Raw genomic sequence first — 22,367 nt, 5'->3', positions numbered from 1 at the left:
GCGGGCCGGCTTAGCCCGCAGATAGGCCCCGCACGCATCTGGCGTGCGGAGTGAAGGAAAATACATGTTCGATACCAAGAAGGTAAGCATCGAGTGGGGCGGAAAGACCCTGACGCTCGAGACCGGCCGCGTCGCTCGTCAGGCCAATGGCGCGGTTCTCGCGACGTTGGGCGAGACCGTGGTGCTCTGCGCGGTCACCGCCGCGCGCACGGTCAAGGAAGGGCAGGATTTCTTCCCGCTCACCGTCCACTATCAGGAGAAGTTCTCGGCCTCGGGCCGCATCCCCGGTGGCTTCTTCAAGCGCGAGCGCGGCGCGACCGAAAAGGAAACGCTGACCAGCCGTCTCATCGATCGCCCGATCCGACCGCTGTTCCCGGAAGGCTTCTACAACGAGATCAACGTGATCTGCCAGGTTCTCAGCTATGACGGCGAGAACGAGCCCGACATGCTCGCGATGGTTGCGGCGTCGGCGGCGCTGACGATCTCGGGCGTGCCCTTCATGGGCCCGATCGGCGCCGCTCGCGTCGGCTATGTCGGTGGCGAGTACATCCTCAACCCGACCAGCGAGCAGATCAAGGAAGGCGATCTCGACCTAGTCGTCGCCGCCACGCACAACGCGGTGATGATGGTCGAATCCGAAGCCAAGGAGCTGTCGGAAGAGGTCATGCTCGGCGCGGTTCAGTTCGCGCACGTCGCCTGCCGCGAGGCCGCCGACGCGATCATCGACCTGGCCGAACAGGCCGCCAAGGATCCGTGGGAAATGGCCGCGCAGGCCGATCTTTCCGCGGCCAAGGACAAGCTCAAGAAGCTAGTCGGCAAGGACATCGCCGCCGCCTACAAGGTGACCGACAAGTCCAAGCGCTCGAACCTCCTCAACGAGGCGCGCGCCAAGGGCAAGGCGGCGTTCGCCGATGCCGCCCCGCAGGACCAGATGGCAGCCGGCAAGCTGATGAAGAAGCTGGAGGCGGAGATCGTCCGCGGCGCCATCCTGAAGGACGGCACCCGCATCGACGGTCGCACCACCACGCAGATCCGCCCGATCGAGGCGATGGTGCACTTCCTGCCGCGGACCCACGGCTCGGCGCTGTTCACGCGCGGCGAGACCCAGTCGATCTGCACCACCACACTCGGCACTCGCGACGCCGAGCAGATGATCGACGGTCTCGACGGGCTGTCGTACCAGCACTTCATGCTCCACTATAACTTCCCGCCCTATTCGGTCGGCGAAGTCGGCCGCTTCGGCGCCCCCGGGCGTCGCGAAGTCGGCCACGGCAAGCTTGCCTGGCGCGCGCTGCACCCGGTGCTGCCGGCGAAGGAAGACTTCCCGTACACGATCCGCGTCCTCTCCGACATCACCGAGTCGAACGGCTCGTCGTCGATGGCGACGGTGTGCGGCGGTTCGCTGTCGATGATGGATGCCGGCGTGCCGCTGAAGCGCCCCGTATCGGGCATCGCGATGGGCCTGATCCTCGAAGGCAAGAACTTCGCGGTGCTGTCCGACATCCTCGGCGACGAGGATCACCTCGGCGACATGGACTTCAAGGTGGCCGGCACGTCCGAGGGCATCACCACGATGCAGATGGACATCAAGATCGCGGGCATCACCGAGGAGATCATGAAGGCCGCGCTCGACCAAGCCAAGGAAGGCCGCGCGCACATCCTGGCGGAAATGGCCAAGGCGCTCGACCACACCCGTGAGGAACTGTCGGCTCACGCGCCGCGGATCGAGACCTTCACGATCGACAAATCGAAGATCCGCGAAGTGATCGGCACCGGCGGCAAGGTGATTCGCGAGATCGTCGCCACCACCGGCGCCAAGGTCGACATTGATGATGAGGGCGTGATCAAGGTCTCGTCGTCCGACACCGCGCAGATCGACGCCGCGATCAAGTGGATCAAGGGCCTCGTCGAGGAAGCGGAAGTCGGCAAGGTCTATGACGGCAAGGTCGTCAACCTGGTCGATTTCGGTGCGTTCGTGAACTTCATGGGCGGCAAGGACGGTCTCGTCCACGTCTCCGAGATCCGCAACGAGCGGGTCGAGAAGGTCGCCGACGCGCTGAGCGAAGGCCAGGCGGTGAAGGTGAAGGTCCTCGAGATCGATCCGCGCGGCAAGGTGCGCCTGTCGATGCGCGTCGTCGATCAGGAAACCGGTGCCGAGCTGGAGGATACCCGTCCGGCACGCGAACCCAGGAGCGATCGGGGCGAAGGCGGCGACCGTGGCCCGCGCGGTCCTCGTCGTGACGGCGACGGCGGTCGCGGCCCGCGTGGCGAAGGCGGCGGCGGTCGTGGTGAAGGTCGTGGCCCACGCCGCGACGGCGACGGTGGCCGCGGCCCCCGCCGCGACGGTGGCGGTCGCGACGACAATCGCGGTCCGCGCCCCGAGCGCAGCGGCGACGACGCCCCGGCGACCGAGTTCGCCCCGGCGTTCCTGACCGGCGATCGCGACTGATCGCTTCGCTTCGGCGGACGATACGAAGGGGGCTCGGGAAACCGGGCCCCTTTTTCGTGACCGGCAGCAAAGTTCGGCCGCAAACCCGAAGCGGTACGCTCATCTCCTATACTGGGTGGATGGAGATGCTGCGTTCTTGGCCGGCGACGGCAGCCGCGTCCGCGCTGGCGGTCGCTCTCGGGAACCGGGCGTTGCGGATCTGGCGGGGCACCGGCTACGGCATGGTGCTCGACGAGCTCGATCGGTTCCGCGATCGCGGCATGCGGATCCTGATCGTCGCGGGCTGGCTGTGCACCCTGGTGCTGGCGACGCTCGGCTGGGTCGCCGGCGATACGGCGACGTTCGGCGTCGTGCCGGTTTCGATCGACGCCAATCTGCTGCCGACCATGATGGTGCTCCACAAGCGCCACGATCGCGCCGCGCGGCTGCTGACCGGATCGCTCGCGGTGATCCATCCGGCGCTGGCCTTCTACCTGCTGCAAGGGGCGGGATGGAACGCCTATGACAGCATCTATTCGTTCGTGGCGCTCGCCGCCCTGGTGGTGCTGTGCGACTGGCGTCCGATCGCGATCGCGACGGCGTTGACGGTCGTGCACCACGTCCTGGTCAGCGTCGGTGTCTTGCCGGGAGGCGCCGGTGCCGCGCCGCCGACCGCCGAGATCCTCGTCCATGCCGGGGCGGTCGTGCTGCAGGCGGCGGTGCTCTGCTACGTAACCGCGCAGCTCCGGGCGCTCATGACCCACCAGCATCTCGCGCGGATCGAGAGCGACCGCATGGCGACCCGCGCGATCGAGGCACGCGGCGAACTCGAGGCGGCGATGGAGCGGACGATCGCGGCGGAACGACGCGCCGCGAACGAGCGCGAGCAGCGCCGGATCGCAGATGGCCAAGCGGAGGCACAACGGCGCGTGGTCATGCTCCGCCTCGCCGACGCCTTCCAGGCCTCGGTCGCGGACATCGCGCGCTCGGTCGGCGCCGCCTCCACCGGGCTGGACGGGTCCGCGCGCGCGCTCAACGTCCTCGCGCAGGACGCTACCTGTCGCACCCAGGCGACCGCGATCACCACCTCCTCGTCCTCCCGCGACGCCACCGATCTCGCCGGGCGCATCCGGTCGCTGAGCGACTCGGTGGTCGCGATCGCTCGGTCAGCCGAACAACAGGCGAGCCTCGGCGGCAAGGCGCGCCAGGCGTCCGAAGCCAGCAACGCCGCGGTGCTGGCGCTCGCGGAGCGCACCACGATGATCCACGGCTTTGCAACCTCGATCCAGCAGATCGCCGCGAACACCAGCCTGCTCGCGCTGAATGCGACGATCGAGGCGGCGCGGGCGGGCGATGCGGGGCGCGGGTTCCGGGTGGTCGCCGGCGAAGTCAGCTCGCTCGCGGAGCAGGCCCGCGGCGCGTCGGGCGAGATCGGCGTCCTCGCGGGATCGGTCGAGAGCAGCGCGTCGGTCGCGAACGGCGCGCTGGCCGATATCGCGGGGATGATCGACCAGTTGTCGAACGCCGCCGAGACGATCCGCTGCGAGGTCCGCCACCATCACCAGACCGCCACCGCGATCGAACGTGTCGCACGCACCACCGCCGACCAGATGGACCGAATCGCGGGCGAGATGACCGGGGTGGCGCAGGTCGCGGATAAGACCGCCACTCTCTCCGATTCGGTTGCCGATGCCGCCACCGGCCTGTCCGCGACCGCGCAGCAACTACTCGCCGCGACCGACCGGTTCGTGGTGCAACTGAAGGCGGCCTGATCCAGGCTCCTCTAGTCGCGGAAGCTCGGATCGAGTCGGTCGAGCTTGCGCAGCAGCGCCGGCCAGGCGAGCCGCTCCGCCAGCATCCCCATGCCCTTGGGGTTGGATTGATTGGCGACCTTGTGATCGACGCCCTGCGGCGGGTTGTTGAGGTTCTCGCGTCCGGCGGACAGCATCAGCACCTGCGCCTCGCACGCGCGCTCCAGGAAATAGAGCCGCAGGAAGCACGCGCCGACGCTCTCGCCCACCGCCAGCGTGCCGTGGTTGCGCAGGATCATCGCATTCTTGGTGCCGATGTCGGCGACCAGCCGCTCGCGCTCCTCGAGATCGGTCGCGATGCCCTCATAGTCGTGATAGGCGACATCGTGCCCCGCGATCATCGAAGTCTGGGTGTGCGGCAACAGCCCGAACGCCATCGCCGACACCGCCTGGCCGTGCGGCGTGTGCAGATGCATCACCGCCGCGGCATCGTCGCGCGCCATGTGGATCGCGGAATGGATCGTGAAGCCGGCCGGGTTGACCGGATGATCCGCCTTGCCGACCGGCTGGCCATGGACGTCGATCTTGACCAGGCTCGACGCGGTGATTTCCTCGAACATCATGTCGTACGGGTTGATCAGGAAATGATGCTCGGGCCCCGGCACCCGCGCCGACAGATGCGTGAAGATCAAGTCGTCCCACCCATAGAGCGCCACCAGCCGGTACGCCGCGGCCAGATCGACCCGCGCCTCCCACTCGCCCGGCGCCATCCGGTTGCCGGTATCGCCCTTCGAGTCGATCGATGCGAGGGTGGCCATCAGTCTCTCTCCGAATGTCGTTCGCGACCGACCATACCCGTTTCGCGAGCGCTGCTCAACGGCGAGCGGCGAAGGAGCATACCGCGAGGTGGAAAATAGGTGGTGTGGCAGACGTGCGTCCCGCCGCACTTCAATCCTCGATATCAAGAAGCGATCCAGGATGACGGTCAAATGATGGGATACGGCCACGCCGCTCGAGCCAGCCGAAGTGGGGAGCTTCTGTTGCCCGGTGCTCCCCGTACCGCTGGAATCCGCTTCTGTTGCCCGGTGCGGTCCAACCGCGCTATTTTAGAGTAACTTCAGGCCGTTAAGCCCTTAGTTACGCCGCAATCGCGAGTGCTTCGTTATCGTTGGCACTTGTGTATGGGCCGTCACGGTGGTCCCATTCCGAGCAAAAGAAAGCGCTTTTCAACACACGTCGATCCTGGTTCGGCCCCGTCATCGCCACCCGTTGCCGGGAGGCGGTGGTGGAGCCGCCGGGTACTGCCCCCGGGTCCGCTGCGCCTATTGTACGCAATCCTTTATCGCCATAGTCGGTTGGCCGAAGCCCGCCGACGCAACCAATATAGGTGAGCGCCAGGCCGCGCGCAAACCCCGCCTTTCGCTCGCCACAATAAAGGACCATAGCGATCGGATCATGTTGACCCAGCGTTCCCGTTACGCTCTTCGTGCGATGCTGTTTCTCGCCGAAGCGCCGCCAGGCGGACCGCCGATCCCGATGACGCGGATCGCGGTCGAGGCCAACGTGCCGCGCAAGTTCCTCGAACTGATCCTCGCCGATCTGCGCGATGCGGGCTTCCTGATCAGCCATCGCGGCAAGATGGGCGGTTACCGCCTGTCGCGGCCGTCGCACCTGATCTCGCTGGGCGAGATCATCCGCGTGATCGAAGGGCCGCTCGCGCTCATCCCCTGCGTCAGCCGCACCGCGTATCGCGCCTGCAAGGATTGCCGCAGCGAGGCGGATTGCGCGATCCGCCACGCGATGCTCCGGGTCCGTGACGAGACCGCCCGGATCCTCGACGGCACCAGCCTCGCCGACGCGAACAGCGAGGATCTGGCCGCCGCCTGACGACGCGCACCGCGCCCGCGGTCAGACCCGCGGACGCGCCTGCAACTCGTCGCGGATCTCGCGCAGCAGCGTGATGTCGGCGGGCTCGGCCGCCTGCGGCGCCTCGGCCTGCGGCACCATCCGGTTCACCGCGCGGATGATCATGAAGATGATGAACGCGATGATCAGGAAGTTGACCGCCGCGGTGATGAAGGCGCCATAGCCGAACAGCGGCACGCCCGCCTTCTTCAGCGCGGCGTAGTCGGTCGATCCTGCCAGCGCCGCGGGGATCGGGCCGAGCGCGACGAAGTAGCTAGAAAAGTCGAGCCCGCCGAAGATCCGTCCGATGATCGGCATCAGCACGTCGTCGGTCAGCGAGGTCACGATCTTGCCGAACGCCGCGCCGATGATCACCGCGACCGCCAGATCAAGCACGTTGCCGCGCATCACGAACGTCTTGAACTCTTTCAACATGCCCGGCTCCAGATCGTGATGATGCGCACAGGCTAGTCGAGGATGGGCTATTCGCCAAGCCGCGAGCGTGTACTATATGGCTGGCACAGAGCCAGGAGGGTGTTCATGACGCTACGTTTCATCGCTGCCGCCGCCATGGCCGTTTCGCTCGCGGGGTGCGGGATCAATTCGATTCCGACCGCGGAGGAAACCGTCAACGCGCGCTGGGCCGACGTGCAGAACGACTATCAGCGCCGCGCCGATCTGATCCCCAATTTGGTGGCGACGGTGAAGGCCGCCGGGGCACAGGAAAAGAGCATCCTCGTCGAGGTAACCCAAGCCCGCGCCGGCGCCAATGCGGTGACCCTGTCGCCCGAGGAACTGAGCGATCCCGCCAAGGTCCGCCAGTACGAGCGTGCGCAGAACAATGTCAGTCTATCGCTCCAGCGCATGCAGGAGGCGTATCCCGAGCTGAAGTCGCAGGGCAACTACACCACGCTGATGAGCCAACTGGAAGGGACCGAGAACCGCATCGTCATCGCGCGCCGCGACTACAACACCGCGGTGCAGGCATATAATACCCGGATCCGCACCTTCCCCGACGCGGTCGGCGCCAAGATCTTCTACGGCGCCAAGCCCAAGGTGCCGTTCCAGGCGACCAGCGCCAATGCCGACGTCGCACCAACGGTCAACTTCGGAAACGGCGCCTGACCCGGCTGATCGCCTGGCTGTCGTTGCTGCTCGCCGTGCTGACGCCGGCGGCGGCAACGGCGCAGACCTTCCCGCCATTCACCGGGCTGGTCGTCGATGCCGCCAATGTCCTCACCCCGGAGGCGAAGGCGGATCTCACCGCCAAGCTGGAGGCGCTGCAGCGTGACACCAAGCGCCAGGTGGTCGTCGCGACGATCCCGGACCTTCAGGGTTATCCGATTTCGGATTATGGCTACCGGCTGCTGCGGTCGTGGGGCGTCGGCCTGAAAGACGTTAACAACGGCACGATCCTGTTGATCGCGCCGAACGAGCCGACCGGGCAGCGCGGCCCGCGGATCGAGGTCGGCTATGGCCTGGAGCCGGTGCTTACCGACGCACTGTCGAGCGTGATCATCAACACCAAGATGATGCCGCTGCTCCACGCCGGTGACGTATCGGGTGCGATGATCGCCGGCACCGATGCGATCGTCGCGCAGCTGCGCGCGTCGCCGGACGAGGCGAAGGCGCGGACCGACGCCGCGATCGCCGAATTCGACCGGACGCACCGCCAGGCGCAGGGTAGTAGCGGCAGCGGGGGCTTCCCGATCTCGCTGATCTTCTGGTTCGTCATTCTCGCCGTCGTGGTCATCCCGATGCTGCGCGGCCGCGGCCGCGGGCGTGCCTATCGTGGTGGCGGCGGCGGCAACCTGCCGATCGTGCTCTGGTCGATCGCCAACGAGATCGGCCGAAGCTCCGGTGGTGGCGCCGGCGGGTGGAGCGGCGGAGGCGACTCGTCCGGCGGCGGTGGCTGGGGCGGCGGGGGCTTCACCGGCGGCGGCGGCGGGTCCGCTGGCGGCGGCGGCGCGTCGGGGGATTGGTGATGCTGCTCAGCGAGACAGACCGCGCAACCGTCGGCGCAGCGGTCACCGCGGCCGAATTCGGTACCGCGGGAGAGATCGTCACGATCGTCGCGACCGAATCGGACGCCTATCACGACGTTGCGCTGCACTGGGCGATCCTCGCCATGCTGCTCGTGCTCGCGCTGCTGTCGGCGTGGCCGGGCGCGGCGGATCCGTTCTACGAACTGGTCGTCGGCCGGTGGAGCCTGACGATGCCGCCGAGCGCGCTGCTCGGCATCGCGCTGATCCTCGTCACGGTCGCGTTCCTGCTGGTCCGGGTGCTGCTCGCCTGGCGACCGTTGCGCCTCGCGCTCACCCCGCGCACCACCAAGGCGCGCCGCGTCCGTCGCCGCGCGATCGCACTCTTCAGGGCGAGCGCGGAGCGGCGGACCAGCGGGCGCACCGGCGTGCTGCTCTATCTGTCGCTCGCCGAACGCCGTGCCGAGATCGTCGCCGATGCCGCGATCCATTCCCGCGTCGCGCCGGAGATCTGGGGCGACGCGATGATCGCGCTGATCGCGGCGGTGCGTGATGGCCGGCCGGGCGACGGCATGGCCGAGGCGGTAACCCGGATCGGCGCGGTGCTCGCCGAGCATTTCCCGCGCCGCGCCGACGACATCAATGAACTTCCCGACCGAGTGATCGAATTATGAGCGAGACGATGTGGGCCGGTCGCTTCCTCAGCGTCCACAAAGACGGCAACTGGGAATATGCCGCCCGCGCCAACGACATCGCCGCCGCGGTGATCGTCGCGGTCGACCGTGAGGGGTGCCTGTTGCTGGTCGAGCAATATCGCGTGCCCGTCGGCCGCAGCTGCCTGGAGCTGCCCGCCGGGCTGGTCGGGGACGACAGCGCCGGCGAGAGCGTCGCCAGGGCCGCGGCGCGCGAGCTGGAGGAGGAGACCGGCTACCGCGCTACCTCGATCGAGGCCCACGGCGTGTTCTGCTCCTCGCCCGGTATGACGTCCGAGACCTTCACGCTGGTCGTCGCGCGCGGACTCGACCGCGTCGGCGACGGCGGCGGCGAGGAGGGCGAGAACATCACCGTCCACCGCGTGCCGATCAGCGATGTCGGCGCGTTCGTCGCGCGGAAGCGTGACGAGGGGCTGGCGATCGATGCGAAGATGCTGCTGGTGCTCGGCGGGGGCATCCTGGCCGGGCTATAGTCGCCGTTTAGCGGAAATTATCCGCGTAGGACTGCAGCTTCAGCAACTTTTGCGGCGTCGGCACCACGGTATAGTCGATGCCCTCGCGCGTGCAGTAGGCGATCGCCTCCGCCTCGCTGGCGAAGCCGAGGCGGAGCTGGTCGCGGGTGTCGCCGCTGCCCGCCCAGCCGGTGAGCGGATCGGCGTGCTTGGCTTCGGCGGGCTCGAATTCGAGTTGCCAGTTGGCGGTCCGGTGATTGCCGGATTGCATCGCGTTCTTGGGACGCTGGAAGATACGGGCGTGGGGCATGCGCGCTCTTTATCCCTTCTGCTGCCGACGCGCATCCGCATTTTTCGTGCGCAGCGTCGCGGTCGCCGCGGCGGGATCGTCGGGCCAGGGATGCCGGGGATAGCGCCCGCGCATCTCGCGCGCGACCGCCGCCCAGCTGCCCGCCCAGAAGCCCGGCAGGTCGCGCGTGGTCTGGATCGGGCGACCTGCCGGCGAGGTCAGGCTCAGCACCAGCGGCACCCGCGCCTCGCCGATCACGGGATGCTCGGCGAGCCCGAACAGCGACTGCGGCCGCAGCTCGACCCGCGGCCCGCCTTCCGCGGCATAATCGATCGGGTGGGTGCTCCCGGCCGGGCTGGTGAAGTCGGGCGGCGCCAGCCGATCGATCTGGCGCAGGCCGTCCCAGCCGATCAGCGTCCGCAGCGCATCGGAGAGCGCACCCGGCGGGATCGCGTCGAGCCGCCGCCGCCCGACGAGCAGCGCCGGCAGCCATTCGTCGAGCCGGTCGATCAGCGTCGTGTCGTCGATTTGGTACCCGGCATAGGTGGCGCGGCTGCGCAGCGTCGCCGCCGTCGCGTTCCAAGGCAGCAGCGCCAGGCCGTGATCGCGCACCCCCGCCAGCAACGCACGCGCGATCGCGTCGGGATCCGCGCTCGAATCGGGGCCCGAGGATAGCCGCAACGATCCCAGCCGCCGCTCGCGCAGGGTGACGACGCCCCCGGTCGTGGGATCGAAGTCGACGATGCGGCGATGCTCGATAGTGTCGGCGAACAGCTCCTCGATGGTCGCGAGATCGAGCGGCGCCGCCGCCAGGATGCGCGCGCCCGACGCCGCGCCCTGGGTGTCGGCCACCGCCAGCCATTCGTGCCGCGCAAGCCCGGCGGCCTGATCCAGCCGGAAGCCGCGGCCGCCCGCTGACGCCCAGCTCTCGCCCGATACGTCGCGCCGCCGCGCGACACGGTCGGGGAAGCCGAACGCGATCGCCACGCCGGCGGCAAGCTCGCCATGATCGTCGCGCCGGTCCGGCCCGCCAGCGCTCGCCGCCCAGCGCGTCGCGAGGCGTCGCGCGGCCTGCGCCTTCGTGCCGCGCTCGCCGCGCCAGCGCCGCAGCCGCGCGTCCACGTCCGCGTCGTTGCCCCCCAGGCCGCGCTCCGACAGCAGCACCGCGACCTCGGCGGCGATCGCGCCGAGCCCGAGCCGGGCCGCGCACAGCAGCATGTGCGCGAGCCGCGGCGGCATCGGCATCGCCGCGATCGCGCGGCCATGATCGGTCGGCCGCGCCGCCGGATCGATCGCGCCGAGCCCCTCCAGCCGCTGCCGCGCCTCGGCGATCGCGGCGGCGGGCGGTGGATCGATCCAGCGCAGGTCGCGGAGATCGCCGACGCCCCAGATCGCGCCCGCCAGCACGAGCCCCGACAGATCGGCTTCGAGGACCTCTGGCGGATCGAAGCGCGGCAGCCCCGCGGTCGCCGCCTCCTCCCACAGCCGGTAGGCGACGCCGGGCCCCTGCCGTGCCGCCCGGCCGGCGCGCTGGGTCACCGCGGCCTGGCTCGCGCGTTCGGTGACCAGCCGGGTCATTCCCGCCTGGCGATCGTAGCGCGGTCGCCGGGCGAGCCCCGAATCGACGACGATGCGGATGCCGGGAATGGTCAGGCTGGTCTCCGCGATCGAGGTGGCGAGCACCAGCTTGCGCCGGCCATCGGGCTCGGCCTGAATCGCGGCACGTTGCAGCGGCGGATCGATGCTGCCGTGGAGCAGGTGGAGCGCGATGGCGTCTGGCAGTCCCGCCAGCCGATCGGCGACGCGCTCGATCTCCGCGACGCCGGGCAGGAACACCAGCACGCCGCCGTCCTCGTCGGCCAGCGCGCGGCGCACCGCGCTCGCGACCTCGTCCTCGATCCGCGTCTCCGCACGGCGACCGATGTGGCGAAGCGTCAGCGGATGTGCGCGCCCCTCGCTCTCGATCACCGGTGCGCCGCCCATCATCGCCGCGAAACGCGCGCCGTCGAGCGTCGCCGACATCGCGACCAGCCGCAGGTCGGGGCGGAAACCCGCCTGTGCATCGACCGCGAGCGCCAACCCGAAATCGCCGTCCAGGCTGCGTTCGTGCACCTCGTCGAACAACACCGCCGATACGCCGACCAGCTCTGCATCGGCCTGGATGCGCGCCACGAAGATGCCTTCGGTGATCACGGTGACCCGCGTCTCGGCGGATCGCCGCGTGTCCATCCGCGTCGCATAGCCGAAGGTCTTGCCGACCGGCTCGCCCGCGATCGCCGCCATCCGCTCCGCCGCGGCGCGTGCGGCGAGCCGGCGCGGGGACAGCACCAGGATCTCGCCGGTGCACCACGGCTCGCCGAGCAACGCCGGCGCGACCGCGGTGGTCTTGCCCGCGCCCGGTGGCGCGACGAGGACCGCGTTCGGGGATGCGCGAAGATGGGCGAACAGGGCGGGCAGCACGGCCAGGACAGGCAGTGCGGCCGGCGAATGTTGAATAAGTTGAAGGTCACTCCGCGCGTCAGCCGCCGGCCCGTCGACGTGGGTGGCTGCAGGATTGCCGGGTCCGGGAGCGGGTGGGGCCATGGGGCGGCTATGCCACGGGGGCCGGGGGGTAGGACAGAGGCGCGTAAGCCGACGGGAGGAGGCCCCCGCCACGTGTGCTCCCGCGAATTCGGGAGCCCAGTACTGGATCCCCGCCTTCGCGGGGATACAGGGGACTGGATGTCGCCCGGTCCTCGGCTATGCTGGCTCTTCACGGAGACCGACTTGGCCGATCACCAGCACGACCACGCCCACACGCATGACGATCACGGTCACGCCGGCCATTCGCATGGCGGGCACGGCCATCATCATGCGCCCGCCAATTTCGATCGCGCCTTCGCGATCGGGATCGGGCTGAACATCGCCTATGTCGCGGCGGAGGCGGGGGCCGGGCTGTGGACCGGATCCGTCGCGCTGCTCGCCGATGCGGGGCACAACCTGTCCGACGTGCTGGGGCTGGCGGTCGCCTGGGGCGGCGCGGCGCTGGCGCGGACGCCGCCGTCGAAGCGCTTCACCTACGGGCTGAAGGGATCGACGATCCTCGCGGCGCTGACCAACGCGCTACTGCTGCTGGTCGCGCTCGGCGCGATCGTGCTGGAGGCGGGGCAGCGATTCGCGGAGCCGCCGCCGGTCGCCGGGCTGACCGTTGCGCTGGTGGCGGCGGTCGGGATCCTGATCAACGGCGCCACCGCGATGCTGTTCGCGCGCGGCCGCAAGGGCGACATCAACATTCGCGGCGCGTATCTGCACATGGCGTCGGACGCCGCGGTGTCGGCGGGCGTGGTGGTCGCGGGGGTGGTCATCTGGTGGACCGGCTTCGGCTGGATCGATCCGCTGGTCAGCCTGGCGATCGCGGGGATCGTGTTCATGCAGACCTGGGCGCTGCTCCGCGAGACGATCGAGATGTCGCTGGCCGCGGTGCCGCGCGGGATCGACTACGATGCGGTGACGATGGCGCTGCGCACGCTGCCCGGCGTCGAGCGCTGCCACGATCTGCATATCTGGCCGATGTCGACGACCGAGCCGGTCCTCACCGCGCATCTGGTGATTCCTGCGGGTCATCCGGGCGATGCGTTCCTGGCCGAGGCGCGGGAGATGCTGCATCGCCGGTTCGGGATCGGGCATGCGACGTTGCAGGTGGAGACGGGGGCTGCGTGCGACGGGTGTGAGTAACGGATGGCGGTGCTGCGGCTGAACCGGCACCCCATCCCGTCACCCCGGACCCGATCCGGGGTCCCGCTTACGTTGTTCCGGTCGTGCGAGTTAGCGGGACCGCGGATCAAGTCCGGGGTGACAGCGAAGGTTGAGGGCCGCCAGACTTTGCCTCAGTAAGCTCGCGCGACCGCGAATTCGACCGCCTCGACCATCGCGTCCTTGGCGTTGCTGTTCGCGAAGCCACCGATCGCGTCGATCGCGCGCTGGCCGTAATGGCGGGCGCGCGCCAAGGTATCGTCGACCGCGCGGCTGCGGCGGACAAGGTCGATCGCGTGCGCGAAATCGGCGTCGCTGTCGCGGCGGCCTTCGATCGCGTCCTTCCAGAACTTGCGGTCCTCGGCGTCGCCGCGGGCGTAGGCGAGGATCACCGGCAGGGTCATCTTGCCTTCGCGGAAATCGTCGCCGGCGTCCTTGCCCATCGTGCCGGCGTCCGAGACATAGTCGATCGCGTCGTCGACCAGCTGGAACGCGATGCCGAGATTGCGGCCATAGGCGTCGAGCGCGGCCTCCTCGCCCTCCGGCCGCTCGGCGACGACCGCTGCGATCCGGCAGGCGGCGGCGAACAACGCCGCGGTCTTGGCGTTGATGATGTCGAGATAGCGGTCTTCGCCGAGATCGATGCGCCGCGCGGCGGTGAGCTGGTTCACCTCGCCCTCCGCGATCACCGCGCTGGCGTTCGACAGGATCTTCAGCACCTTCAGGCTGCCGTCCTCGACCATCAGTTCGAAGCTGCGGCTGAACAGGAAATCGCCGACCAGCACGCTGGCGGGGTTTCCCCAGATGATGTTGGCGGTGCGCTTGCCGCGGCGCAGGTCCGATCCGTCGACGACGTCGTCGTGGAGCAGCGTCGCGGTGTGGATGAATTCGACCGCCGCCGCGAGGCGGTGGTGGCGTGCGCCGGTATAGCCGATCAGCCGCGCGCTCGCGAGCGTCAGCATCGGCCGCATCCGCTTGCCGCCGCCCGCGATCAGGTGACCCGCGAGTTCGGGGATCAGCGGGATCTGCGACTGCATGCGATCGAGGATCACCGCGTTGACGCTGTTGAGATCGCCCGCGACGAGTTGGAGCATCGGCTCCAGCGAAGGCTCGCGCCCCGAAGCGCTGTCGAAACGGTGGATGGTGGCGCTCATCGCGCCGCCGCTGTGCCGTCTGAGGCGGGCAAAGGCAAGCCTTGCCCGCGCCCGGCAATGCCGCCAAGGGAGAAATCATTGGCTGCGGCCGCGGGGGTTTACGCTGATGGTCGACGACGTGTTGCAGGGATATCGCAAGAGCATCGACAACATCGATGCCGCGCTTGTCCACCTGCTCGCAGAACGCTTCAAGGTGACCCAGGCGGTCGGCCGCTACAAGGCGAGTTCGGGCCTGCCGCCCGCCGATCCGGGACGCGAGGAGCGGCAGATCCAGCGGCTGCGCAACCTCGCCGCGGAGGCCGAGCTCGATCCCGAATTCAGCGAAAAGTTCCTGCGCTTCATCATCGACGAGGTGATCCGCCATCACCAGCAGCTGCGTGGCTGAGATGGCGCTGCTGGTCGCGATCGAGGGCGCGGACGGCGCGGGAAAGGCGACCACCGCCGCCGCGGTCGTCGCCGCGCTGCACGCATCGGGGCGATCGGCGGAGGTGATCTCGTTCCCGCGCTACACCGCCACGGTCGGCGGGCACGTGCTCGGCGATTTCCTCGCCGGGCGGCTGCCGCATGCGCTGTCGCCGCGTGCGCTGGCGACGCTCTATGCGCTCGACCGGTTCGAATCGCGCGATCTGGTGCTGGCGACCGCGGCGCGGTGCGACGTGGTGGTGTTCGATCGCTACATCGCGTCGAACATGGCGTACCAGGCGGCGAAGGTTGCGGCGGACGAGGCCGGCGACCTGATGCGCTGGATCGTCGCGCTGGAGACCGGGCAGTTCGCGATGCCCGCGCCCGATCTGTCGATCTATCTCGACACCCCGCTGGAGGTCGCGCGCGCGCAGATCGCCCGCAAGCGGCGGCGGTCGTATACCGACCAGACCTACGACGCGCACGAGGCCGACGACACGCTCCAGCGGGCGGTGCGCGCGGCCTATGCGGCGATGACGGAGGGCGCGCTGCTGGGGCGCTGGCAGCGGGTGGTCACCGGCCGCGACGGCGAGATGCGCCCGCCTGCCGAGATCGCGGCGGAGATCGTCCGGGCGATTGGGTGATCAAGCGAAGACATTCCCAGAGCAAGTCCTTCCCTGCAAGGGGAGGTGGCAGTCCGCAGGACTGGCGGAGGGGTGACCAGCTATCCGGAGAAGGCGTCACCCCTCCGACTGGCTGACGCCAGCCACCTCCCCCTGTAGGGGAGGCTAATTACCGCCGCCGTCCGGCCTGCGCGTTCGACGGGCGATGCGGGCGCGGGCCACCGGGGCCACCAGTCCGCGGTCCGCCACGCGGGGCGCCGCGGGGCGTCTGCGGCGGTCCGTTGCCCGCGATCGGCTCGATCGCGACGCCGTCGTCCTCGTCCGCCGAGCGCACGAAGGCGGACATGAAGCGGCTGGCGGTGCCGCGCGGGATCTCGAACTGGGTCTCGTTGGGGCCGATGCGGATCGCGCCGACCTCGTTCTTGGTGATGTGGCCGCGGCGGCAGATCAGCGGCAGGATCCAGCGCGGATCGGCGTTCTGGCTGCGGCCGATGTTGAGGCGGAACCACACCGTGTCCTCGAAGCCGCGGCGCGGGCCTTCGGTGCGGGTCTCGGCGGCACCGGGCGTGTCGCGGTCGATCATCTCCTCGGGCTCGGGCAGGGCGCCGCGAGCCTGGTGCACCAGCGCGATCGCGAGTTCCTCGGGAGTCTTCTCGGCGAGCAGCCGCTGCGCCAGCGCGCGATCGGCGTCGTCGGCCTCGACCGGGGCGAGCAGCGTTTCCAGCAGGCGCTCGCTGTCCTGCGCGCGGATGTCGTCGGCGCTCGGCACCGGCACCCACTCGAACGCGATCCGCGCACCGCGCAGCATGCCTTCGACCCGGCGGCGGCGCGGGTAGGGCACGATCAGGATCGCGGTGCCCTTCTTGCCCGCGCGACCGGTGCGGCCCGAGCGGTGCTGGAGCGTCTCGGCATCGCGCGGCAGTTCGACATGGACGACGAGGCTCAGCGTCGGCAGATCGATCCCGCGCGCGGCGACGTCGGTCGCGACGCAGACCCGCGCGCGGCGATCGCGCAAGGCTTGCAGCGCCTGGTTGCGCTCGGTCTGCGAATGCTCGCCGGACAGCGCCACCGCGCCGAACCCGCGCTCGACCAGCGAGGCGTGGAGGTGGCGGACGTTGTCGCGGGTCGCGCAGAACAGCATCGCGGTCTCCGCCTCGTGAAAGCGGAGCAGATTGATCACCGCATTCTCGATATCCGAGGGCGACACCGCGATCGCCTGATAGGTGATGTCGCCGTGCCCGCGATCCTCGCCGACCGTCGAGATCCGTAGCGCATCGCGCTGGTACGCCTTGGCGAGCGCCGCGATCGGGCGCGGGATCGTCGCCGAGAACAACAGCGTCCGACGTTCCTTGGGAGTCGCGTCGAGCAGCGCCTCGAGTTCGTCGCGAAAGCCCATGTCGAGCATCTCATCGGCCTCGTCGAGCACCGCCACCCGCGTCGCCGACAGATCGAGCGCGCCGCGTTCGAGATGGTCGCGCAACCGCCCCGGGGTACCGACGACGATGTGGGTGCCGTGGCCGAGCGAGCGGCGCTCCTTGGACGCGTCCATCCCACCGACACAGGTGCTGATCCGCGCGCCGGCCTTGCCGAACAGCCACATCAGCTCGCGGCTGACCTGGAGCGCGAGCTCGCGGGTCGGTGCGACGATCAGCGCCAGCGGCAATCCGGGGGGCGGCATCGCGCCGTCGGTCATCAGTTCGTCGGCCATGGCAAGGCCGAAGGCGACGGTCTTGCCCGATCCGGTCTGCGCGGACACCAGCAGGTCGCGACCGCGCGCGCCCTCCTCGATGACTGAAGCCTGGACGGGCGTCATGGTGGTGTAGCCGCGCGCGGAAAGCGCTTCGGCGAGAAGCGGGGGCAGAGTCGAGAATGGCATGATCGCGCCAGATGGGCGCTCCGGACCGGAACGGCAAGGTGATTCCGGTCGGGGTGGCGGTTCAGCCGCCTGCCGCCGCCTCCCCCGCGCGCGCCAGGATCGCGCGTGCCTGCTTCAGGTGCGGCGCGTCGATCATCCGCCCGTCGAGCTGGAATGCACCGCGATCGGGCTCTCCGGCGAACGCCTCGACGATGCGGCGCGCCGCCGCGATCGCGGCGGCATCGGGGGTGAAGGCGGCGTTGATCGTCGCGACCTGACGCGGATGGATCGCCATCATCCCGGTGAACCCGTCGCGCGCGCCACGGGCGGCATAGGCGGCGAGCCCGACGTCGTCGTCGAGCGCGGGATACACCGTCTCGATCGCGGCGACCCCCGCGGCATGCGCGGCGAACAGCGCGAGCGACCGCACCAGCTGGTACGGCGCGGTGTAGCTGCCGTCCGCCTCGCGACTGGTCGCCGCGCCGATTGCGGCGGGCAGGTCCTCGGCGCCCCAGGTCAGCCCGCAGAGATCGCCCGCGACCTGGTCGTATTCGCGGAGCGCGAAGATCGCCGCGGGCGTTTCGGTCGCGATCGGCAGGATCGGCGGGCACCCCTCCCCCCACGCGTCATGGAGCGCGGTGATCGCGATCGCGCCTTCGGCCTTGGGCAGCACCAGCGCGTCCGCGCCCCGCGCCGTGGCAAGATCCGCGGCGAGCATCCCCGCATCGAGCGGGTTGATCCGCACCAACCGAAGCACGCCGGGCTCGGGCATCGCCAGCGCGGCGGCCACCGCCTCGCGCGCGACCGGCTTGCGCGCCGCGGCCACCGAATCCTCCAGGTCGAGGATGATCGCGTCGGCCCCGCTTGCGGCGGCCTTGGCGAAGCGCTCGGGCCGATCGGCGGGCACGAACAGCAGCGACCGGAGCCTCATGACGGCGCCCGCGACAGCAGCGCGGTGCGCAGGCACTGGCAGACGATCTCGTCGCGCTGGTTGGTCAGGACGTGGCGGAACGTCACCAGGCCCGCGGTCGGCCGCGACTTGCTGTCGCGCAGCTCGACCACTTCGGTCTCGGCGCGCATCGTATCGCCGATGAACACCGGGTGCGGCATCACCAGCTTGTCGTAGCCGAGATTGGCGACCAGCGTGCCGAGCGTGGTATCGCCCACCGACAGCCCGATCATCAGCGCGAAGGTGAAGGTGCCGTTGACCAGAATCCGGCCGAACTCGCTGGCCTTCGCCGCCTCGGCATCGAGGTGCAGCGGCTGCGGGTTGTGGGTCATCGTCGAGAATAGCAGATTGTCGGTCTCGGTCACGGTGCGGCGGATGTCGTGGACAATCCGATCGCCGACGCTCCACTGATCATAATGTCGGCCGGCCATTCTGCTCTCTCCTGTTGCGCGTTCTGGGGGATCACTTCACCCGCAGCTGCCCCTGGATGAAGTCGAAGCGGATCCGGACCCAGGCGCCGACCATCTTCTTGCCGCCGATCCGCGGCGGCAGCACGCGGAATTGCCATGCCGCCTGCCGCAACCCGCGCGCGAGCCCCGATCCGGGTGGCGATTCGCCGAGCGAGCGGCAATTGTCGACATGATAGTCGGCGATCGTCTGGCACGCGATCAGCGCCCAGCTGCCCGCCGGGCGATTGGGCGGCAGGTAGAAATCGAGCTGCGACGGCGTCGGCTCGGTATACCATTCGGCATTGTAGAGCCGCGCACCGCCCGGCCCCTCACCGGGGCCATAGGCCGAGCCGCTGTTCTTGCCCGCCCCCGCACCGTCGCCGTCGCCGCCGGCATCGTCGGCGTCGCCCGGACGGGCGGGGATCTTCGAAATATCGGCGGCGTCGAACAGCTCCATGCCGCCCGCCATCATCATCGGCGGCGGGGTCGGCGAGGAGGGCGGCGTGGTCGCGGCCGGGGGCGAGGGATCCTTGCGCGCGCGCGGAGCGGCGCCGCCGCTCGGGGTCTTCACCTTGGCGACCTTGCGGTCGCGCGGCGACGGCGTCGGGGTGTCGGCGCGATCCGGGAGCAGGGTGAATTCGGTCGGCCGCTTCTCGACCGCGCGCGGCGCGGGGAGCGGCGGCGCCAGCCGGAGCAGCAGCCACACGATCAGCAGATGCGCCGCAATCGTCAGCGCCATCGATGCGGCACGCCGTCTGACCGACGCCTGTCGGAAGTCCGGCACGGGCAGGAGGGACGCCGAACGCATGCGGGAGGCGCCTAGACCCCGCCGGGCGACACCGCCAGTGCGTTCTTGACCTGGCCCGCGAACGGTACCGATGTTCAATCAACGATAGGCGGGCATGCACCATGATGCACGCCCGCCTGGTTCAATCAAACGTTTGCAGAGCTGGCGTGCAAGAGGCTGCGGATGTTTTCCTTTACCCGTGCCAGCGTCTTTTCGGTGACCTTCAGGTCGCGCTCCGAGATGCCTTCGAGGACGCGATCGTTGAGTTCGGCGCCTACGGTTTGCATCCGGCGGATCGTTTCGAAGCCCTTTTCGGTGATGAAGATCCGGCGCGCGCGGCGGTCGCGGGCGTCGAGCCGGCGTTCGACATGGCCGCTCGATTCAAGCCGATCGATCAACCCGCCGATCGTCACCTTGCCGACATCCATGTCGCGCGCGAGATCGACCTGCATCGTGCCGTTGTTCGATTCCCGCGACAGATAGGCGAGCACCGACCATTGCGACCGGGTGACGCCGAGCGGCTTCATCTGATCGTCGAACAGCGTCCGGCGCATGCGCGAGACGTCGTGCACCAGGAAGCCGAAGCGAAACGGCTGGGCCGTCGGCTTGGTCGTGGTATCCAGTTCGATTTCTTCGTCGACCACCAGTTGTTTCGTCATGCTGTCCATTGCCATTCCCACCATGTGTCAAAGCAGTAATCGAACCATTATCCAATAATATAGGATAAACTACTCCGGTATGATACGTAGGTGGTAGTTTCCTGTGCCGACGCGGGACGGTGGGGCGGCAGGCCGGCGACCGTGGCGGAAACCACCAGATTGTGGCGAGCGCGCCGGCCGCGAGGGCAATGGTCGAAGACCAAGCCGTTGATTCCACACGATTTTTGGAAATGGCACGCCGGTTGCAGTGGCGGGGGCAGAGGCGCCGGCCAGCCGGTGCGACAGCCAAGGAACCGATCATGACCGCAACGCCCGCGCCGCTTTTCGACCGCCCCGACACGTTTTTCGGTGTTTGCGAGGGTCTGGGCCAGGATCTCGGCTTCAACGCCAATTACCTGCGCGTGCTGCTGGGCGCCGCGGTGCTGTGGAACCCGGTGGTGGTGATCGCCACCTATCTCGTGCTCGGCCTGGCGGTGGCGGCCTCGCGCTGGATCTACCCAGTCGCGTCGAACCGCGTCGACGATCAGGCCGCGGCGCGCGACGCCAGTGCGCGGTAGGTGTTCTTCAGGCTGACCTTGTCGATCTTCTCGGTGCCGAGCCGGGGCAGCGGCGCGGCCGAGATCCAGATTCGGCGCGGCACCTTGAACGCGGCGATATGCGCCTCGAGGAACGCGCATAGCGCCTCCTCGTCGATCGCCGCACCGTCACGCGGATGGACGACCGCGCCCGGCACCTCGCCGAAGCGTTCGTCAGCGAGCCCGAACACTGCGGCCTCGGCGACCGCGGGATGTTCGTACAACGCGGCCTCGACCTCCAGGCAGCTGATATTCTCGCCGCCGCGGATGATGATATCCTTCTTGCGGTCGACGATGAACATATAGCCGTCCTCGTCGAGATAGCCGATGTCGCCGCTGCGGAAATAACCGTCGGCGGTGAAGGCCGCGGCGGTGGCGTCGGGACGGTGCCAATATTCGACGAAGTTGCAGATCGATCGCAGGCACACCTCGCCGCGCTCGCCAACCGCGACCGGGCGGCCGTCGTCGTCGAGGATGGCGAGATCGACCAGCGGCGCCGACGGCCGGCCCGCCGAATTCGGCTTGGCGATGTAATTGCTCCGCCAGTTGCCGGTGCCGACGCCGTTGGTCTCGGTCAGACCGTAGCCGATCAGCGGCGCGCCCTTGCCCTCGGGCGTGCCGAGTTCGGCCTCGATCCGGCGGACATGCTCCTCGGGGCGCGGCGCGCCACCGGCGGCGAAGTCGGTCACCGTCGACAGGTCGTAGGCCGCGCGATCGGGATGGGTGAGGATCTCGAAGCTCATCAGCGGCACGCCGACGAAATAGGTGATTCCTTCCGCCTCGATCAGCCGCATCGCCTGCTCGGCATCCCATTTCGGCATCAACACCAGCTTGCGGCCCATCGCGAAGCTCTGCAGGAACACCGGCACCTCCGCGGTGACGTGGAACAGCGGCACGGTGAGCAGCGTCGAGGGCTGCCCCTCGGGCGGATTGCCGTCCTGAGTCGCGAGGCCGACCATCATCATCGCCTGCGCCAGATAGTTGAATATCGCCTGGACGATGCCGCGATGATCCGCGAGCGCGCCCTTCGACTGGCCGGTCGATCCCGAGGTGAACAGGATCGTCGCGCGATCGAGCGGGCCGACCGAGGGCAGATCGACCGGCGCCGCAGCGGCCGCGGCGAGCGGGGTCAGTGCGGTCGCGAGCGGTTGGGTGTCGTCGATCACCACCACCCGCGCCGATCGCGATGCAAGCCGCTTGGCGCGGGGCGGGTCCGCGACGACCAGGGTGCAATCGACCTCCGCGATCGCGGTCGCCAGCTCCTCCGCCTGCCACCAGCCGTTCAGCAGCGTCGCGACTCCGCCCGCCATCAGGATGCCCATGTAGAGCGCGATCCAGGACGGCGAGTTGCGCATCGCGATCCCCACCCGGTCGCCGACCACGATGCCGTGGGTGCCCACCAGCGCCTGCGCCACCCGGGTCGCCGCGGCGTGGACCTCGGCGAAGGTCAGCCGCTCCTCGCCCGAGACCAGGAAGGTCGCATCGGCATGCTGGGCGCAATAATGCGCGAAATAGGCGGGCAGCGACGGCGGCGCCGCGGCGATCGTCGGCAGGGTGACCCCGAACCGTTCCGCGCTGCCGAGCGCGAGCATGCCGTCCGGCCCGGTCAGCGCCGCCATCGTCGCATCCATGCGCCGGTCGAGTTCGGTCCGCATCGCTCTC

Annotated in this window: 22 protein-coding genes and 1 other RNA gene; 11 read left to right on the top strand and 12 right to left on the bottom strand. The window is 69.2% G+C overall.

Annotated features, from left to right (window positions below; translation table 11 throughout):
• The first annotated feature begins 64 nt into the window (after window positions 1-64).
• Together pnp and ACT009_RS12510 are read left to right on the top strand one after the other, a co-directional pair.
• A complete protein-coding gene (pnp, locus tag ACT009_RS12515) occupies window positions 65-2,449 on the top strand; it encodes a polyribonucleotide nucleotidyltransferase (protein WP_445191398.1) in 2,385 nt (794 codons plus the stop codon).
• A gap of 125 nt (window positions 2,450-2,574) precedes the next feature.
• Window positions 2,575-4,200 carry a methyl-accepting chemotaxis protein gene (locus ACT009_RS12510; protein WP_445191397.1) on the top strand — a complete coding sequence of 542 codons (1,626 nt, stop codon included), beginning with the start codon at window positions 2,575-2,577 and terminating at the stop codon, window positions 4,198-4,200.
• A gap of 11 nt (window positions 4,201-4,211) precedes the next feature.
• On the opposite strand, the gene ACT009_RS12505 is transcribed toward ACT009_RS12510, so the two are convergent.
• Together ACT009_RS12505 and ssrA are read right to left on the bottom strand one after the other, a co-directional pair.
• Window positions 4,212-4,997: a class II aldolase/adducin family protein gene (locus ACT009_RS12505; RefSeq protein ID WP_445191396.1), complete on the bottom strand. Its 786-nt coding sequence runs from the start codon at window positions 4,995-4,997 to the stop codon at window positions 4,212-4,214.
• Window positions 4,998-5,243: 246 nt separating this feature from the next.
• Window positions 5,244-5,592: a transfer-messenger RNA gene (ssrA, locus tag ACT009_RS12500) on the bottom strand.
• Window positions 5,593-5,634: 42 nt separating this feature from the next.
• Here ssrA and ACT009_RS12495 point away from each other — a divergent pair.
• Window positions 5,635-6,066: an RrF2 family transcriptional regulator gene (locus tag ACT009_RS12495; RefSeq protein ID WP_445191395.1), complete on the top strand. Its 432-nt coding sequence runs from the start codon at window positions 5,635-5,637 to the stop codon at window positions 6,064-6,066.
• A gap of 21 nt (window positions 6,067-6,087) precedes the next feature.
• On the opposite strand, the gene mscL is transcribed toward ACT009_RS12495, so the two are convergent.
• The gene (mscL, locus tag ACT009_RS12490; RefSeq protein WP_445191394.1) at window positions 6,088-6,519 is read right to left on the bottom strand and encodes a large conductance mechanosensitive channel protein MscL; all 432 of its coding nucleotides are present in this window, start codon (window positions 6,517-6,519) and stop codon (window positions 6,088-6,090) included.
• 105 nt (window positions 6,520-6,624) lie between these two features.
• Between mscL and ACT009_RS12485 the strand changes: the two genes are divergently transcribed.
• The 4 genes from ACT009_RS12485 to ACT009_RS12470 are packed head-to-tail and all read left to right on the top strand — an operon-like array spanning window position 6,625 to window position 9,252.
• Window positions 6,625-7,209, top strand: coding sequence for a LemA family protein (locus ACT009_RS12485; protein WP_445191393.1), 585 nt, complete (start codon window positions 6,625-6,627; stop codon window positions 7,207-7,209).
• A 23-nt stretch (window positions 7,210-7,232) separates the two neighbouring features.
• Entirely contained in the window at window positions 7,233-8,069 is an 837-nt protein-coding gene (locus ACT009_RS12480) for a TPM domain-containing protein (RefSeq protein WP_445191392.1), read from the top strand.
• Window positions 8,069-8,740 carry a TPM domain-containing protein gene (locus ACT009_RS12475; RefSeq protein WP_445191391.1) on the top strand — a complete coding sequence of 224 codons (672 nt, stop codon included), beginning with the start codon at window positions 8,069-8,071 and terminating at the stop codon, window positions 8,738-8,740. Before ACT009_RS12480 ends, ACT009_RS12475 begins: the two co-directional genes overlap by 1 nt.
• Complete coding sequence (locus tag ACT009_RS12470; RefSeq protein WP_445194089.1) at window positions 8,734-9,252, top strand: NUDIX hydrolase; 519 nt, start codon at window positions 8,734-8,736, stop codon at window positions 9,250-9,252. The genes ACT009_RS12475 and ACT009_RS12470 overlap by 7 nt, the downstream gene beginning before the upstream one ends.
• A 7-nt stretch (window positions 9,253-9,259) precedes the next feature.
• On the opposite strand, the gene ACT009_RS12465 is transcribed toward ACT009_RS12470, so the two are convergent.
• On the bottom strand, window positions 9,260-9,541 hold the full coding sequence (locus ACT009_RS12465; RefSeq protein ID WP_445191390.1) for an ETC complex I subunit: 282 nt from the start codon (window positions 9,539-9,541) through the stop codon (window positions 9,260-9,262).
• Between the two features lie 9 nt (window positions 9,542-9,550).
• Window positions 9,551-12,016 carry an ATP-dependent helicase HrpB gene (gene hrpB / locus ACT009_RS12460; protein ID WP_445194088.1) on the bottom strand — a complete coding sequence of 822 codons (2,466 nt, stop codon included), beginning with the start codon at window positions 12,014-12,016 and terminating at the stop codon, window positions 9,551-9,553.
• Window positions 12,017-12,286: 270 nt separating this feature from the next.
• Here hrpB and ACT009_RS12455 point away from each other — a divergent pair, with 270 nt between their 5' ends.
• Window positions 12,287-13,234, top strand: a complete 948-nt coding sequence (locus tag ACT009_RS12455) for a cation diffusion facilitator family transporter (protein ID WP_445191389.1) — start codon at window positions 12,287-12,289, stop codon at window positions 13,232-13,234.
• Between the two features lie 152 nt (window positions 13,235-13,386).
• On the opposite strand, the gene ACT009_RS12450 is transcribed toward ACT009_RS12455, so the two are convergent.
• Window positions 13,387-14,406, bottom strand: coding sequence for a polyprenyl synthetase family protein (locus ACT009_RS12450; RefSeq protein ID WP_445191388.1), 1,020 nt, complete (start codon window positions 14,404-14,406; stop codon window positions 13,387-13,389).
• A 106-nt stretch (window positions 14,407-14,512) separates the two neighbouring features.
• Between ACT009_RS12450 and ACT009_RS12445 the strand changes: the two genes are divergently transcribed.
• Both ACT009_RS12445 and ACT009_RS12440 read left to right on the top strand, forming a co-directional pair.
• Window positions 14,513-14,791 (top strand): chorismate mutase, encoded by a 279-nt coding sequence (locus ACT009_RS12445; protein WP_445194087.1) that lies wholly within the window; start codon window positions 14,513-14,515, stop codon window positions 14,789-14,791.
• Between the two features lies 1 nt (window position 14,792).
• The gene (locus ACT009_RS12440; RefSeq protein WP_445194086.1) at window positions 14,793-15,452 is read left to right on the top strand and encodes a thymidylate kinase; all 660 of its coding nucleotides are present in this window, start codon (window positions 14,793-14,795) and stop codon (window positions 15,450-15,452) included.
• A 148-nt stretch (window positions 15,453-15,600) separates the two neighbouring features.
• On the opposite strand, the gene ACT009_RS12435 is transcribed toward ACT009_RS12440, so the two are convergent.
• The 5 genes from ACT009_RS12435 to ACT009_RS12415 all read right to left on the bottom strand — a co-directional run bounded on the left by ACT009_RS12435 (window position 15,601) and on the right by ACT009_RS12415 (window position 20,130).
• The gene (locus ACT009_RS12435; RefSeq protein WP_445191387.1) at window positions 15,601-17,307 is read right to left on the bottom strand and encodes a DEAD/DEAH box helicase; all 1,707 of its coding nucleotides are present in this window, start codon (window positions 17,305-17,307) and stop codon (window positions 15,601-15,603) included.
• Between the two features lie 61 nt (window positions 17,308-17,368).
• A complete protein-coding gene (locus ACT009_RS12430; protein ID WP_445191386.1) occupies window positions 17,369-18,217 on the bottom strand; it encodes an HpcH/HpaI aldolase/citrate lyase family protein in 849 nt (282 codons plus the stop codon).
• Window positions 18,214-18,666, bottom strand: coding sequence for a MaoC family dehydratase (locus ACT009_RS12425; RefSeq protein ID WP_445191385.1), 453 nt, complete (start codon window positions 18,664-18,666; stop codon window positions 18,214-18,216). The genes ACT009_RS12430 and ACT009_RS12425 overlap by 4 nt, the downstream gene beginning before the upstream one ends.
• 31 nt (window positions 18,667-18,697) lie before the next feature.
• Complete coding sequence (locus tag ACT009_RS12420; RefSeq protein WP_445191384.1) at window positions 18,698-19,492, bottom strand: hypothetical protein; 795 nt, start codon at window positions 19,490-19,492, stop codon at window positions 18,698-18,700.
• 125 nt (window positions 19,493-19,617) lie between these two features.
• Window positions 19,618-20,130: a MarR family winged helix-turn-helix transcriptional regulator gene (locus ACT009_RS12415; protein WP_445191383.1), complete on the bottom strand. Its 513-nt coding sequence runs from the start codon at window positions 20,128-20,130 to the stop codon at window positions 19,618-19,620.
• Between the two features lie 299 nt (window positions 20,131-20,429).
• Here ACT009_RS12415 and ACT009_RS12410 point away from each other — a divergent pair, with 299 nt between their 5' ends.
• Window positions 20,430-20,687, top strand: a complete 258-nt coding sequence (locus ACT009_RS12410; protein WP_445191382.1) for a PspC domain-containing protein — start codon at window positions 20,430-20,432, stop codon at window positions 20,685-20,687.
• On the opposite strand, the gene ACT009_RS12405 is transcribed toward ACT009_RS12410, so the two are convergent.
• On the bottom strand, window positions 20,654-22,360 hold the full coding sequence (locus tag ACT009_RS12405) for a class I adenylate-forming enzyme family protein (protein ID WP_445191381.1): 1,707 nt from the start codon (window positions 22,358-22,360) through the stop codon (window positions 20,654-20,656). The genes ACT009_RS12410 and ACT009_RS12405 overlap by 34 nt on opposite strands.
• Window positions 22,361-22,367 lie beyond the last annotated feature (7 nt).

This window comes from Sphingomonas sp. Tas61C01, assembly GCF_052567495.1.
Note: the sequence above shows the minus strand (reverse complement) of the source record. Positions and strands in the feature narration are given on the sequence as shown.

Excerpts from the sequence above, each read along its gene's own strand:
- ACT009_RS12430 (WP_445191386.1), bottom strand. The coding sequence starts at position 18,217 with ATGAGGCTCCGGTCGCTGCTGTTCGTGCCCGCCGATCGGCCCGAGCGC.
- ACT009_RS12465 (WP_445191390.1), bottom strand. The coding sequence starts at position 9,541 with ATGCCCCACGCCCGTATCTTCCAGCGTCCCAAGAACGCGATGCAATCC.
- ACT009_RS12485 (WP_445191393.1), top strand. The coding sequence starts at position 6,625 with ATGACGCTACGTTTCATCGCTGCCGCCGCCATGGCCGTTTCGCTCGCG.
- ACT009_RS12435 (WP_445191387.1), bottom strand. The coding sequence starts at position 17,307 with ATGCCATTCTCGACTCTGCCCCCGCTTCTCGCCGAAGCGCTTTCCGCG.
- ACT009_RS12510 (WP_445191397.1), top strand. The coding sequence starts at position 2,575 with ATGCTGCGTTCTTGGCCGGCGACGGCAGCCGCGTCCGCGCTGGCGGTC.
- mscL (WP_445191394.1), bottom strand. The coding sequence starts at position 6,519 with ATGTTGAAAGAGTTCAAGACGTTCGTGATGCGCGGCAACGTGCTTGAT.
- ACT009_RS12410 (WP_445191382.1), top strand. The coding sequence starts at position 20,430 with ATGACCGCAACGCCCGCGCCGCTTTTCGACCGCCCCGACACGTTTTTC.
- ACT009_RS12450 (WP_445191388.1), bottom strand. The coding sequence starts at position 14,406 with ATGAGCGCCACCATCCACCGTTTCGACAGCGCTTCGGGGCGCGAGCCT.
- ACT009_RS12425 (WP_445191385.1), bottom strand. The coding sequence starts at position 18,666 with ATGGCCGGCCGACATTATGATCAGTGGAGCGTCGGCGATCGGATTGTC.
- ACT009_RS12445 (WP_445194087.1), top strand. The coding sequence starts at position 14,513 with ATGGTCGACGACGTGTTGCAGGGATATCGCAAGAGCATCGACAACATC.
- ACT009_RS12475 (WP_445191391.1), top strand. The coding sequence starts at position 8,069 with ATGCTGCTCAGCGAGACAGACCGCGCAACCGTCGGCGCAGCGGTCACC.
- ACT009_RS12415 (WP_445191383.1), bottom strand. The coding sequence starts at position 20,130 with ATGACGAAACAACTGGTGGTCGACGAAGAAATCGAACTGGATACCACG.
- ACT009_RS12420 (WP_445191384.1), bottom strand. The coding sequence starts at position 19,492 with ATGCGTTCGGCGTCCCTCCTGCCCGTGCCGGACTTCCGACAGGCGTCG.
- ACT009_RS12440 (WP_445194086.1), top strand. The coding sequence starts at position 14,793 with ATGGCGCTGCTGGTCGCGATCGAGGGCGCGGACGGCGCGGGAAAGGCG.
- pnp (WP_445191398.1), top strand. The coding sequence starts at position 65 with ATGTTCGATACCAAGAAGGTAAGCATCGAGTGGGGCGGAAAGACCCTG.
- ACT009_RS12505 (WP_445191396.1), bottom strand. The coding sequence starts at position 4,997 with ATGGCCACCCTCGCATCGATCGACTCGAAGGGCGATACCGGCAACCGG.
- ACT009_RS12495 (WP_445191395.1), top strand. The coding sequence starts at position 5,635 with ATGTTGACCCAGCGTTCCCGTTACGCTCTTCGTGCGATGCTGTTTCTC.
- ACT009_RS12405 (WP_445191381.1), bottom strand. The coding sequence starts at position 22,360 with ATGCGGACCGAACTCGACCGGCGCATGGATGCGACGATGGCGGCGCTG.